The organism is Roseovarius litorisediminis (assembly GCF_900172295.1).
Lineage (GTDB): Bacteria > Pseudomonadota > Alphaproteobacteria > Rhodobacterales > Rhodobacteraceae > Roseovarius > Roseovarius litorisediminis.
Genome location: NZ_FWFL01000002.1, coordinates 182,968 through 195,982 on the forward strand (window position 1 = coordinate 182,968; position 13,015 = coordinate 195,982).

Annotated in this window: 14 protein-coding genes; 8 read left to right on the top strand and 6 right to left on the bottom strand. The window is 56.3% G+C overall.

What is annotated here, in order from left to right; genetic code table 11:
• Position 1 precedes the first annotated feature (1 nt).
• Both PEL8287_RS04230 and PEL8287_RS04235 read right to left on the bottom strand, forming a co-directional pair.
• Complete coding sequence (locus PEL8287_RS04230) at positions 2-1,030, bottom strand: quaternary amine ABC transporter ATP-binding protein (RefSeq protein WP_085891120.1); 1,029 nt, start codon at positions 1,028-1,030, stop codon at positions 2-4.
• A gap of 167 nt (positions 1,031-1,197) precedes the next feature.
• Entirely contained in the window at positions 1,198-2,148 is a 951-nt protein-coding gene (locus tag PEL8287_RS04235) for an ABC transporter substrate-binding protein (protein ID WP_085891121.1), read from the bottom strand.
• Between the two features lie 189 nt (positions 2,149-2,337).
• On the opposite strand from PEL8287_RS04235, the gene PEL8287_RS04240 reads away from it, so the two are divergent.
• The gene (locus tag PEL8287_RS04240; RefSeq protein WP_085891474.1) at positions 2,338-3,270 is read left to right on the top strand and encodes a LysR substrate-binding domain-containing protein; all 933 of its coding nucleotides are present in this window, start codon (positions 2,338-2,340) and stop codon (positions 3,268-3,270) included.
• Between the two features lie 4 nt (positions 3,271-3,274).
• On the opposite strand, the gene PEL8287_RS04245 is transcribed toward PEL8287_RS04240, so the two are convergent.
• The gene (locus PEL8287_RS04245; protein WP_085891122.1) at positions 3,275-4,201 is read right to left on the bottom strand and encodes a histone deacetylase family protein; all 927 of its coding nucleotides are present in this window, start codon (positions 4,199-4,201) and stop codon (positions 3,275-3,277) included.
• A 97-nt stretch (positions 4,202-4,298) separates the two neighbouring features.
• On the opposite strand from PEL8287_RS04245, the gene PEL8287_RS04250 reads away from it, so the two are divergent.
• The 7 genes from PEL8287_RS04250 to PEL8287_RS04280 all read left to right on the top strand — a co-directional run bounded on the left by PEL8287_RS04250 (position 4,299) and on the right by PEL8287_RS04280 (position 11,556).
• On the top strand, positions 4,299-5,645 hold the full coding sequence (locus PEL8287_RS04250) for a mechanosensitive ion channel family protein (protein ID WP_085891123.1): 1,347 nt from the start codon (positions 4,299-4,301) through the stop codon (positions 5,643-5,645).
• Between the two features lie 217 nt (positions 5,646-5,862).
• Positions 5,863-6,255, top strand: coding sequence for a ribosome silencing factor (rsfS, locus tag PEL8287_RS04255; RefSeq protein ID WP_176228557.1), 393 nt, complete (start codon positions 5,863-5,865; stop codon positions 6,253-6,255).
• Positions 6,256-6,726, top strand: coding sequence for a 23S rRNA (pseudouridine(1915)-N(3))-methyltransferase RlmH (gene rlmH, locus PEL8287_RS04260; protein WP_085891124.1), 471 nt, complete (start codon positions 6,256-6,258; stop codon positions 6,724-6,726).
• Positions 6,727-6,902: 176 nt separating this feature from the next.
• Positions 6,903-7,463 carry a GNAT family N-acetyltransferase gene (locus PEL8287_RS04265; protein WP_139837699.1) on the top strand — a complete coding sequence of 187 codons (561 nt, stop codon included), beginning with the start codon at positions 6,903-6,905 and terminating at the stop codon, positions 7,461-7,463.
• 107 nt (positions 7,464-7,570) lie between these two features.
• A complete protein-coding gene (gpmI, locus tag PEL8287_RS04270; RefSeq protein WP_085891126.1) occupies positions 7,571-9,088 on the top strand; it encodes a 2,3-bisphosphoglycerate-independent phosphoglycerate mutase in 1,518 nt (505 codons plus the stop codon).
• Entirely contained in the window at positions 9,085-10,215 is a 1,131-nt protein-coding gene (locus PEL8287_RS04275) for a murein hydrolase activator EnvC family protein (RefSeq protein ID WP_085891127.1), read from the top strand. Before gpmI ends, PEL8287_RS04275 begins: the two co-directional genes overlap by 4 nt.
• 3 nt (positions 10,216-10,218) lie before the next feature.
• Positions 10,219-11,556: a S41 family peptidase gene (locus PEL8287_RS04280; protein WP_085891128.1), complete on the top strand. Its 1,338-nt coding sequence runs from the start codon at positions 10,219-10,221 to the stop codon at positions 11,554-11,556.
• A gap of 132 nt (positions 11,557-11,688) precedes the next feature.
• Here PEL8287_RS04280 and PEL8287_RS04285 read toward each other — a convergent pair whose 3' ends face one another.
• The 3 genes from PEL8287_RS04285 to PEL8287_RS04295 all read right to left on the bottom strand — a co-directional run bounded on the left by PEL8287_RS04285 (position 11,689) and on the right by PEL8287_RS04295 (position 13,014).
• The gene (locus PEL8287_RS04285) at positions 11,689-12,291 is read right to left on the bottom strand and encodes a hypothetical protein (RefSeq protein ID WP_176228558.1); all 603 of its coding nucleotides are present in this window, start codon (positions 12,289-12,291) and stop codon (positions 11,689-11,691) included.
• A 41-nt stretch (positions 12,292-12,332) separates the two neighbouring features.
• Complete coding sequence (locus PEL8287_RS04290; protein ID WP_085891129.1) at positions 12,333-12,467, bottom strand: aa3-type cytochrome c oxidase subunit IV; 135 nt, start codon at positions 12,465-12,467, stop codon at positions 12,333-12,335.
• A gap of 94 nt (positions 12,468-12,561) precedes the next feature.
• On the bottom strand, positions 12,562-13,014 hold the full coding sequence (locus PEL8287_RS04295; RefSeq protein WP_085891130.1) for a DUF6173 family protein: 453 nt from the start codon (positions 13,012-13,014) through the stop codon (positions 12,562-12,564).
• Position 13,015: the final 1 nt, after the last annotated feature.

The window sequence follows — 13,015 nt, forward strand, 5'->3', positions numbered from 1 at the left end:
GTCACTCTGTCCCCAACAGGACATCAAGCGCTTCCTGCCGGTTCATCGCCCCCAGCAGGGTGCCATTTTTATCAGCCACCGGAATTTCGTCGCGCGTGTCGTTGACCAGCTGCCTGGCCAGTTGATGAATGGTTCTTTCGGCGGGAAACGGATCACCCTCGGGCGCTTTGCCGTTTAAAGGTTTCACAAGGACACGAGCGTGAACGACTCGCGCCTTGTCAATTTCTTCCGTGAACTTGCGCACATAAGGTGTGGCCGGGTTCAAAACGATCTGATCCGGTGTATCACATTGTTCCACGGCGCCTTCTTTCATGATGGCGATCCGGTCGGCAAGGCGCAGGGCTTCGTCGAAGTCATGGGTGATAAAGACGATGGTTTTGCCCAGCATTTCCTGCAGGCGCAGAAATTCGTCCTGCATTTCACGTCGGATCAGCGGATCAAGCGCCGAGAAAGGTTCGTCGAGAAACCAGATGTCTGGCTCGATCGCCAGGCTGCGGGCGATACCAACACGTTGCTGCTGGCCACCTGACAGTTCGCGGGGGAAATATTCTTCGCGGCCTTCAAGGCCCACCAGCTTGATGACTTCAAGCGCCCGTTCGCGGCGGTCGTGTTTGTCTTGCCCGCGCATTTCCAGCGGGAAGGCGACGTTGTCCAGCACTGTGCGGTGTGGCAACAGGCCAAATGACTGGAATACCATGCCCATTTTCTGGCGGCGCATGTCAATCAGGGCCTTGTCGTCAAGCTCCATGATGTTCTGGCCTTCGACGATGATCTCACCGCCGGTAATTTCATGCAGGCGGGAAAAACAACGTACCAGCGTGGACTTACCCGAGCCGGACAGGCCCATGATCACCAGCATTTCGCCACGACTTACGTCCAGCGATACGTCCTTGACCCCGGCGATATATCCGTCAGCCTGAATGCTCTCATAGCTGAGCCCCTGGGGCATTGCTGCCAGATATTGCCTTGGCGATGGGCCAAAAAGCTTCCAGACGTTGCGGCATGAAATGACAGGAGTGTCGACGGTCATCAGGAAACTTCTTTCATGGGATTTCTCAGGTGATCCTCAATTGGAAAACCTTGTTTTGGCTGGAAACGCCGCCCAGATGCAAATGCATGGACGGGTTTACCAAAGAAACTGGCCGGACCGGTTCGATAAGGATTATCGTGCCGGTCCGGCATCCGTATCTTCGTTTTTTAGCTGCCTGAACTCAGCCAGCTTTTCCAGACGTCAGGGTTGGCTTCCAGCCATGCTTCGGCGGCTTCTTCTGGCTCCATTTCATCGACATCAACCAGCTTGGCCATTTCGGCGATCTGCGGGTTGGTGAACGAGATATTGGTCAGAACTTTGTAAGCACTGGGCCATTTGCCTTCCATCCCGTCCCAGGCTGCTTTCTTGAGGTAACCGGTGGCAGGGTTGCCACAGTCATAAAGCGCGTCGGGGTTGGGGCCAACTGCAGGGTCCTTGTCGCAGCCGTCAACCCATTCGGGGAATTCGACAAATTCGCCGGGCCAGACGGCTTCGGCAAAGTTCGGCGTCCAGTTGAAGACCACAACAGGTTTTTTGTCGGCTTCCGCGGCGCCAATTTCAGCCCACAAAGCAGCAGCTGACCCGGCATTGATCACGGTAAAGTTCATGCCGAGCGCTTCAACCCGTTCCTTGCCGTGCTTGAGCCAGTCAACCGGGCCATCCAGATAGCGGCCCTTGTCACCGGTTTCAGCGGTGGCGAACACTTCGGCGCAGTCGTTCAGTGCTTCCCAAGAGGGCAGGCCGGGGCAGGATTCTTTCGTCCACATCGGATACCACCAATCTTCGCGGGTCACCGCGTCATGGTCTCCTGCGTCAACAATGCCGCCTTTTTCCAGGGCTGCGCGGAACGAGGCGCCAAAGGCCCCTTCCCAGACTTCCAGCTCAAGCGTCACATCGCCCAGGCGAATTGATTCGTAGACGGCCTGACTATCGGTGGTGACATATTCAACATTGTTGCCGTTCGCCTCAAGAATTTGGCCAACAACGTTGCTCATCACGATCTGGCTGGACCAGTTGTGAATTGGAATAACAATAGGATCCGAGCTGTCTTCGGCGAAGACAGCCGTTGACGATGCAAAGGCCAGCGCTGCGGCTGACAATAGTGCCGTGGTTTTCATACTAACTCCCCATTAGCTTTTTAGGCGCCTGATTACATCAGGCTGCCGGTTGATAGTAGTTTAGTATCGCAAACTTCTCTGGATATTCAGATTCTAATTTGATTATGCTTTGCCCCAAAAAAAGTTTGGCAAAATGGTGAATCGGGATTAGGTTGTAATGCGTTGCATGGGCCCAAGGATGCACCTGAAATGCTGAAAAATCGCGCGGTTCTGCCACGGCTGGATTATCTGTTGTCATTCGAGGTCGCGGCGGAACTGGAAAGCTTTTCTGCCGCCGCAAATGAGTTGAATGTCAGCGAAACCGCTGTCAGCCGCAAGATCAGGCTGCTTGAATTACACTATCAATGTGCGCTTTTCGTGCGCGGACATCGGTCCGTGCGGTTGACAGATATGGGGCGTAAATTGTTGAACGGTGTCTCGCCCGCACTGGAGTCGCTGGCGCGCGTTTCCGAAGATATGTGCAACGATTTGGAAAAAAGTTCGGTGCGACTGGCGGCCACCAACTCGGTTGCGTCTTTATGGATCATGCCAAGATTGGCCAAATTTCACGCGGCCAATTGCAATATAACAATCAGTCTTGTCTCGTCCGATCGTGATGCAGAATGCCTGAGTGATGATTTTGAGCTGATTATTCTGCGCGGTGATGGCCAGTGGCCGGGTTTCGAAGCGCGCGAGTTGTTCGGCGAGACCGTTTTTCCGGTATGCGCCCCGGGGTATCTGGAAAACCATCTGACGTTTGGGGGTCCAGAAGACTTTTTGAACCATTCCTTGATTGAGGTCAGTAACAATCACACCGAGTGGCTGAACTGGAAAACATGGTTGGCCCACAAGGGCGCAAATCCGGAAAAGGTGCGGCATTCGACCTTTGTGAACACCTATCCGCTGGCCATACAGGCAGCTGTTGACGGATTGGGCGTCGCCCTTGGCTGGGGCCATCTGGTGGACCGGCATTTGCAGGCGGGAACATTGGTGAGGCCCCTGGGGGCAGAGCACGTGCGCACGAAATCAGGCTATTATCTGTTGCGGCGGCAAGGCGCCAAGGCCCACGCCGAAAGCGATGTGGTGGCCAATTGGCTGTTGCAGGAAAGCGCGGGGCGTACGCGATACAGGCAGTCAGTCTGAGGGCTCAGCCGCCTCGCGCTATCAAAACATCTACATGGGCGGCAACACTGGCAGCCAAAGCATTCAGATCATAACCGCCTTCCAGTGACGCCACGATATGGCCATCGCAATGGGTGTCTGCCAGATCGCAAAGCTTTTCGGTAATCCATGAAAAATCCTGTGTTTCCAGCATTATGCCAGCCAACGGGTCTGCCTTGTGGGCGTCAAACCCGGCCGAGATCAAGATAAGTTGCGGGGCAAACTGATCCACCGCGGGAAGGATGATGTTTGTCATCGCCTGCCGAAAATCGGTGCTACCCGCGCCATCATGCATGGGGACATTGATAACGTTGTTATCAGTGCCGGTTTCCTGCGCATACCCCGTGCCGGGGAAAAGCGGCATTTGGTGGGTCGAACAAAACAGCACACGGGCGTCATTTTGCAGCAGATCCTGCGTGCCGTTGCCGTGGTGGACATCAAAATCGACAATCGCGACACGGGACAACCCGTGATGGTCCAGCGCGTGTTTTGCGGCGATCGCCACGGTCCCGAACAGGCAAAAACCCATGGGGGTCTGGGTTTCGGCGTGGTGGCCGGGCGGGCGGCAGGCGACAAAGGCATTGCGGGCCTCGCCGGCCAAAACCATATCGACCGCGCGCACAGCGCCGCCCGCCGCGCGCAAGGCTGCCGACAAGGTGCCGGGTGACATGAATGTATCGCCATCCAGCGCAACGGTTTTGGACTCCGGTGCAGCGGCGCGGATCGCGTCGATATAGGCGCGGGGGTGCGCGCGCATCAGATCTTCGTCCGTGGCCAGCGGTGCGTCCACCCGCGTCAGGTTTTTCCCATTTAACGTAGTCAGGATGAATTCTAACCGGGCTACCTGCTCGGGGTGGCCCTGCGGATTCTTGTGGTTCAGGCAATCTGCATGGGTGATCAGGGCTGTTGTCATTCTTTTCCTCCGGGTCGGGGTCGAAAAGAACGTGAAACCGGCTGCATGTCCAGAGCGGGCTTGTTGCCGTGCATTGGTCATGTAAAGCTATAAAGCCATGGAGCAGGATAATTCAGTACCCCAACAGGACACCCAAGAAATTGCTCTGGGCCTGTGGAGTCAGGCCCAGGATTTTGCTTTGGGGCTGTTGCGGCCGTGGAACGCCTATCAGGTGGGGATCGCCGTCGGGCTGTTTGTGGCAGCGCATCTTTTGTCGCGTTTGCTGGCGCCGCGCCTGCATGAATGGATGCGCACGCGCGAAGGTTGGCCGAAATGGCGCATGCGTTTTCTGGTATTGGTTCACCGGCGGCTGCGGCTGATCTGCTTTGTTATTCTAAGTTGGCCCGTGATTTGGATCATGCGGGCCTATACCTGGCCCAGCCGGACTTATCTTTTGGGGATTCTGGCAAGTCTGGCATTGGCGTGGCTGGTGATAGCGATTGTCACGAGATTGATTTCAAATGGCTTTTTGCGCACGACGGTGCGCTATTTCGGTTGGACTTGGGCGACCCTGATCATCCTGAATCTGACCGGAGAAACACAGCAACTGCTGGACAGTGCAGCCGTTCATCTGGGTGAAACCCGGTTGTCTCTTTGGCTTGTGGTGCAGGCCATTGTGATTATTGGTAGCTTGTTCGCACTTGCGCGGTTCGTGTCGTCAACCACTTCGGCGCAGATTCGCAAGAACGAAGAAATATCGCCCTCTATGCAGGTGCTGGTGGTTAAATTTCTGCAGGTGCTGCTGTATGGGTCAGCCTTCTTTATCGGGTTGCGTACCGTGGGCGTTGACCTGACCGGTCTTGCGGTGCTGTCCGGGGCCATCGGTGTGGGCCTTGGTTTTGGTCTGCAAAAGGTGGTGTCGAACCTTGTTTCCGGCATCATCATCCTTCTGGACAAGTCGATCAAGCCGGGTGACGTGATCAGCCTGGGTGAGACCTTTGGCTGGATCAACAGCCTTGGCGCGCGATATGTCAGCGTGGTCACGCGCGACGGCAAGGAATATCTGATTCCCAACGAGGATCTGATCACCGGGCAGGTGGTTAACTGGTCGCATTCCAACGAATTTGTACGACTGGATATTTATTTTGGCACAGCCTATGCCGATGATCCGCATCAGGTGCGCAAGATTGCGATCAATGCGGCCAAAGGCGTTGATCGCGTGTTAAGCTTCAAGGCGCCGGTCTGCCATATTGTGGGATTTGGCGACAGTAGCGTAGATTACATTCTACGGTTCTGGATCAGCGATCCGACTGGCGGACTGACCAATATCCGCGGGAATGTCTATCTGGCGCTTTGGGATGCGTTTCAAGAGCATGACATATCAATCCCGTTCCCGCAGCGCGAGGTACGGATGCTGGGGGACGATCCCAGCCCGATCGACAAGAAACCTCGAACAGATCCGTAGCCTTTCCGAGGCAGCAGTGTCTGACCTTGTATAAGTCATGACAAGGTCTGAAATTGGGCACATATGTTACACAATCATGCAAGAACATCGCATTACGTATAAGGGTTTATTGAAATATCACGATCCGATTGCTACGTTGGTTTCATCCCCAGCACCGGGGATTTGACGGTGTGCAACGAAGGAGGACTATGTCCTGTCTTTTACGACTGACGCGGCAATGGCCGCTGACAATGGGGTGCCGGTAATGGTGCCTGGAACGAACGCGAACAGCGAAATGCAGCTTGAGCGTATCCTTTCCTCACTTTCTGACGACAAGGCTGAAGACATTGTGCAGATCGATCTGCGCGGGAAATCGGTCATTGGCGACTATATGGTGATTTGCAGCGGGCGCTCGTCGCGTCAGGTGCAGGCCATTGCCGAGAAACTGGCAGATCGGCTCAAGCATGAGTTGGGTGTTGCCAGCAAGATCGAAGGCAAGGATTCAGGCGATTGGGTGCTGATCGACACGGGCGATGTGATTATCCATGTTTTCCGCCCGGAAGTGCGCGAGTTCTATCAGCTTGAGAAGATGTGGTTGCCTGCGGGCGAGGCTGCAGCAACTCGGGTCTGAATGCGTGTTCATGTCTGTGCGGTCGGCCGGTTGCGCGCCGGCCCCGAACGCGACCTGATTGACGATTATCTGACACGGTTTGATCGCACTGGCCGTGCGCTTGGTCTGGGCCCGGCGCAGGTGCATGAGGTCGAGGATAAGAAGGGCGGTGGTATGAAAGCCGAAGCCGCCCTGTTGGGTCGCGCTTTGCCCGATGGGGCTGTTTTGGTGGCGCTGGACGAGCGTGGTGCCCTGATATCATCTCCCAAATTTGCAGAACGTATGGCAGGCTGGCGCGATGACGGCTGTGCTGATCTGGCCTTTGTGATCGGCGGGGCCGACGGTATCGCCCCCGACCTGCGCAACCGCGCTGATCTGAAGCTGTCATTCGGGCAGATGGTCTGGCCCCATATGCTGGCGCGGGTGATGTTGGCCGAGCAGCTTTACCGGGCTGCAAAAATTCTGTCGGGTAGCCCATACCACCGTACGTGACCTGCGCAATTTGAAAGCAGAGCGCCCGATTGCCGCGTTGTGACGCAGCGTTCGTGACGCAGTCACAAAAGTTTATTGCGGGTTTGGTTGGAAATTTCTGCGCTGCAGCATTATGTTTGGGAGGTAAGGCCACCCCGCCGTCGGCCACTTTTGGCGGTTTGAAGGAGTATGCGACCATGACGGCCCAGACTTCAAACTTCGATTTTAAAATACGGAAACTTTGGAAACGTGATCAGGACGCAATCCGGGATCACTTTCTGCGCCTTGATCGTGGTAGCCGCAGAATGCGCTTTGCTGCCGCGGTCAGTGATGCCTTCGTTGAGAGCTACACAAAAGAGCTGCTGTCTTATGACGCGGTGATTTTTGGTGCCTTTTGTGATGGGGAATTGCGCGCCGTTGCCGAGTTGCGCGGCTTGTTCCATTCATGGCCAATGTCCGCCGAGGCCGCATTTACGGTCGAGTCGGGTTGGCAGGACATTGGCATCGGCGAGGCACTTTTTAACCGGCTTGTATCGGCGGCGCAGAACCGGGGTGTCAAAAGGCTGAACATGCTATGTCTGCGTGAAAATGACCGGATGCGCCATCTGGCCAGGAAGCATCACGCGGTGCTGGAGTTTCATGAGGGCGAGGTCGAAGCCACGCTTGCGCCCCCTTGGCCGACCCCTATGTCGCTGACCGAGGAGCTAATCGGTGAAACCACAAATTATGCACGAAACATCCTGCATCTGATGGCCTGATACAGGCCAGCGGCCAATATGCAGTTATTTGCCGGACTGTTATCGCAAAACCGGTTCACCCTGCGAAGCTAAGGCGCTAGAAGGCAGTCTATCAGGCAGGAGCAACCATGCGCACACCAAAACCAGTCGTTCTGTGCATTCTTGATGGGTGGGGACTTTCAGACAGAACCGAAGCGAACGCCCCGGTTTTGGCCGACACGCCCGTGTTCGATCACCTGATGGCGACCTGCCCCAACAATACACTGATTACCCATGGCCCTGACGTAGGCCTGCCAACCGGGCAGATGGGCAACTCGGAAGTGGGCCATACAAATATCGGTGCGGGCCGGGTGGTGGCGATGGACCTTGGCCAGATTGATCTTTCGATCGAGGACGGCAGTTTTTACCAGAATGAGACGCTGCAGGCGTTTATTGAAAAGCTGAAAAAATCGGGCGGCACGGCGCATTTGCTGGGGCTGATCTCGGACGGTGGGGTGCATGGGCATATCACTCATATCGTTGCCGCAGCCAAAGCGCTGACCGATGCGGGCATTCCGGTGGTTTTGCATGCGTTGACGGACGGGCGCGATGTGCCGCCGAAATCGGCACGTTCCTATCTGAGTGCGCTTGATGACATGCTGCCCGATGGCGCCAAAATCGCCACGATTTCAGGTCGTTATTTTGCGATGGACCGCGACAACCGCTGGTCCCGTGTGCAAGAGGCGTATGAGGCTATTGTTCACGCAAATGCCCCGAAATGTGAAAATGCGCGTATGGCGGTGACGAACGCCTATGCCCGGTCGGAAACGGACGAGTTTATAAGCGCCACCGTTATTGACGACTATGCTGGCGCCCAGGATGGCGACGGGTTTTTCTGTCTGAATTTCAGGGCAGATCGGGCGCGGGAAATCATGCGGGCCATCGTGCAGCCGGATTTCGATGATTTTTACCCGGGTAAGCGGCCGGAGTGGGCTGCCGTTTTGGGGATGGTAGAATATTCACGAGCACATAATGATTGGATGGAAACGGTTTTTCCATCACGCGACATCGTCAATACTCTGGGCGAATGGGTGGCCAAGCAGGGGCTGACGCAGTTCCATCTGGCCGAGACCGAGAAATATCCACATGTGACGTTCTTCCTGAATGGCGGCAAGGAAGAGCCCGAGCCCGGGGAAGATCGCTATATGGCCGCGTCGCCGCGGGTGGCGACTTATGACCTGCAGCCTGAAATGTCGGCGGACGAGGTGACCTCGCATTTTGTCAGTGCGATTCACGAAGGGTATGACCTGATCGTGGTGAACTATGCCAATCCTGACATGGTAGGCCATACCGGCGATCTGAAAGCGGCGATGAAGGCCTGTGAGGCGGTAGATCAGGGTCTTGGCCGCGTTGTTGAGGCACTGAACGATGTGGGTGGCGCGATGATTGTCACTGCGGACCACGGAAATTGCGAGGTGATGGTTGATCCGGTGTCAGGCGGGCCACATACGGCGCACACGTTGAATCCGGTGCCTGTGATCCTTGTCGGCGGGCCAAAAGTAGCAAGGCTGCATCATGGCCGGCTGGCTGATCTGGCGCCGACTCTGCTGGAATTGATGAATCTGCCAAAGCCGGATGAAATGACCGGCGAAAGCCTGATTGAATGAGGCTGATTGCGGTTCTGATCGCCCTGATGGTGTCGGGCGCGGCGCTGGCCCAGACGGACCCGGCGGCAGCGGCTCGGGCGGCGTCAGACCGGTTAAGCAACGCGGCAAAGATTCTGGACGAGGCCGATGGCGCCCGTAATCGGGTCAAAGCCCTGTCAGAAGCGGTGCATGCCTACGAGGATGGATTGCAAGCCATGCGTGAGGGGCTGCGCCGTGCGGCAATTCGCGAACAGACACTCACACGAGAGTTGCAGTCGCGCGAAGACGAGATTTCCCGCCTGTTGGGCACGTTGCTGAGTATAGGTGGAACGCCAGCCCCGGTATTACTGCTGCATCCCTCAGGTCCGGTTGGTACCGCCAGGTCGGGGATGATACTGGCCGATGTCACACCCGGGCTGAATGCCCGTGCGCTGGCGTTGCGCGAAAAACTACAAGAGGTCAGCGTTCTGCGCGCCTTGCAGCAAAGTGCGGTCAATAAGCTGCAAGAGGGTCTTCAGGGGGTTCAGGAGGCGCGGACTTCTCTTAGCCAGGCAATTGCGGAACGCACAGAATTGCCCCGCCGTTTTACTGAAGACCCGGTGAAAACGGCGCTTTTGATTGCCTCGACTGAAACCCTGGAAGGGTTTGCCAGTGGTCTGAGTCACATAGCTGTTGACGAGGTGCCGGGCAGCTTGCCTGGGATCAGCAGCCGCAAGGGATCGTTGCCTTTACCTGTGCAGGGGCGTATTTTGCGTCGCGCGGGTGAGGCAGATGCTGCGGGAATTGCACGGCCGGGTATCGTCATGGTGTCGCGACCGCGTGCGATGGTCACAACACCAAGCGCGGCGACAATTCGCTACCGCGGGCCTTTGCTTGACTACGGAAATGTGATCATTCTGGAGCCGCAAGCGGGAATTTTGCTGGTGCTTGCGGGGTTGGACGTGGTCTATGGTCAAATCGGCGAGGTTCTGCCCGGCGGCAGCCCGGTTGGGCTGATGGGTGGCGAAACAACTCAAACCGGGCTGGTTCTGACCGGAAACGGACAAGAGACAGGTGAAGAACAGACTGAAACCCTCTATATAGAGGTCAGGCAAGACAATGTTCCTGTGGACCCGGAAACATGGTTCCAGACAGACAAGGATGACTGAGAAATGAAGAAATTCCTGATGGCTGCCGCAGCCGGAACGCTGGCAGGCGTTATCGTAACAACGCAGGTGGCGGCACCGCTGCTGGCGCAGGAGGCAGCAAAAACCACAAATGTTTACGAACAGCTGGATCTGTTTGGTGACATTTTTGAGCGTATCCGTGCCCAATATGTAGAAGAGGTCGACGAATCGGATCTGATCGAAGCGGCGATAAACGGCATGTTGACGTCGCTTGACCCGCACTCCAGTTACCTGTCGCCGAAAGACGCGCAGGACATGCGGGTGCGAACCCGTGGCGAATTCGGCGGATTGGGAATCGAAGTCACCCAGGAAGACGGATTCGTAAAAGTCGTGTCGCCCATTGACGGAACACCTGCAGACAATGCCGGTATGGAAACGGGTGATTTCATCACCCATGTTGATGGCGAAAGCGTTTTGGGCCTGACACTGGACGAAGCTGTGGCGCTGATGCGCGGCCCGGTTGGATCAGAGATTGTAATCACGGTGGTGCGCGAAGGCGAGGCCGAGCCGTTTGATGTCTCGATTATCCGCGACACCATTCAGCTGACAGCGGTGCGCACCCGCACCGAGCAGGACACCATTGTGCTGCGCGTAACCACGTTCAACGATCAGACCTACAAAAACCTTGAAAGCGGCCTGGCCGAACAGATCGAGGCAGCCGGCGGTGCAGACAAAATCAACGGTGTCGTTCTTGATTTACGCAACAACCCAGGTGGCCTGCTGACCCAGGCCATACGTGTATCGGACGCCTTCCTGGAAAAAGGCGAGGTTGTCAGTACACGGGGTCGCAATCCTGAAGACGGCGAACGTTTCAATGCAACTCCTGGTGACCTTATCAATGGCAAACCGTTGGTGGTGCTGATCAATGGCGGGTCGGCCAGTGCGTCCGAGATTGTGGCAGGTGCGCTGCAGGATCACCGTCGCGCGATTGTTGTCGGGACCAAAAGCTTTGGCAAAGGCTCGGTTCAGACGGTGATGCCGATGCGCGGGGATGGTGCCATGCGCCTGACAACAGCGCGGTATTACACACCATCAGGCCGTTCGATCCAGGCGCTTGGCGTGTCCCCGGATATCGTGGTGGAACAACCTCGCCGCGCACCTGAATCCGAGGATGGCGAGGAAGATAAAAAACCCCGCTTCCGTTCCGAGGCCGATCTGCGTGGCAGCCTGAACAATGACAGTCTGACCGAGGACGAGATTCGCCTGATCGAGGAAGACCGCGCCAAGGCCGAACAAGCGGCCAAGCTGCGCGAAGAGGACTATCAACTGGCCTATGCAATTGATGTTTTGCGGGGGCTAGCGGCACTTGAGGCAGTCAAGTAAGCGATTAGGCCAAAGCGTTTCGGACTTTTGCTGAAACGCTTTCATGCCTGAAACAGAAAACGCCGTGGAGAAATCCACGGCGTTTTTGATTGCGATACGCGGGTGCAGGCCCCGCAGGAAAGTCTCCCGCTGTCAGCTCAGACCTGGTGTCCATTCGCGCAGGACCTTGCTGTTGTCGTCGCTGTCATCTTCGTAAAGCTCCTGCTCTCGCACGCCGGGAAGCTTGCCGAATTCTTCGGCCAGTTGCTTGGGGTACCAGGTTGGCTTGACCTGACCGGGGAAGAGTTGCGCCAGAATCGTCGAGGTACTGCGCGAGCATTGCGCCGAGGGTACCGGGCCGTAGGACTGGACTAACTGCATTGCACGGGCTGCGACCTCGGGCGAGACATCAAGTTTCTGCACCTTCACATGATACGTTTCACGCGCGTGGTAACGGGTATAGACATCTTCGACCTGCGGCGTGACGCCAAAGACGACATCGTTGCGTTCCGGGATAGAGGGATGTTTGAACGAACCCGCCGGATCAAAGATGATACGCTGCGAACCATTGACCATCAACGAGGTATGTGCCCCCGCTCCGCTGCGGTTATTCAGCATGGTATAAAGTGTCAGACGCGTCGGGCCATCGTGGTGATAGGCCGCCTTTGCCACTGCCTCGTCGGGTGCCCAGACACTTTCTGCCGCACAACCGCCCAGCATCATTGCAGCAGATACTGCAATCATCACACTACGCATCGCAACCTCCTTGTCTGGGTAAATGCAGCCGCCTGGCCGGTTTAACCATTTACCAAAGCGATGAAGATCAGCGTGGCGATGATGACAACGCAGGCCCAGGCAACAGTTTTGACGAAGCCGTCAAAGGTTTTTTCCTGTACTTCGATGTTCATTTCACCGTGCTTGTGGTCGGCCATGTGATGTCGTCCTTCATATTCGATAGTTGCGGAATTCTGGCGTCGGAATACTGTATTTAAATGGGGCTGTCACCACCCTTGCTGTCGCAGATGCTCAGGCCTTTCCAAGATCCTCTGCCAGACGAAACCCAATGCGTTTGGGTTCGGCCTGTTCAACCTGTTTAGGCAGGGCGCGCAGCATCACACTTAACTGGCTGACGTGTTGGACAAGCTGGGTTTTCCCGCCCGCCGGATCCGAACCATAAAAGGTAACGATATCCGGATCGAAATACCCCATGCCCTCGATTCGCAGAACCCCGGCATCACCGCCGGTAAATCCCATGGCGACCTCGTGTTTGTTGTCCAGGGTCTTTTCAAAATTCTGAATGTAGAGAATCAGCCGTTCATAGGCCCATTCTGCAGGGCTTTTCTGCTCAACCGGCTTTTTGCGCATACTGTCGGGAACATCGGTTTGTTTCTGCGCATCGGGGTCGGCATGTACCTCGTGGCAGCGCGGAAGGGCCGCTGATTCCGCAGCTTCGGCAGATGTGTCTATCTTGTCATCCATT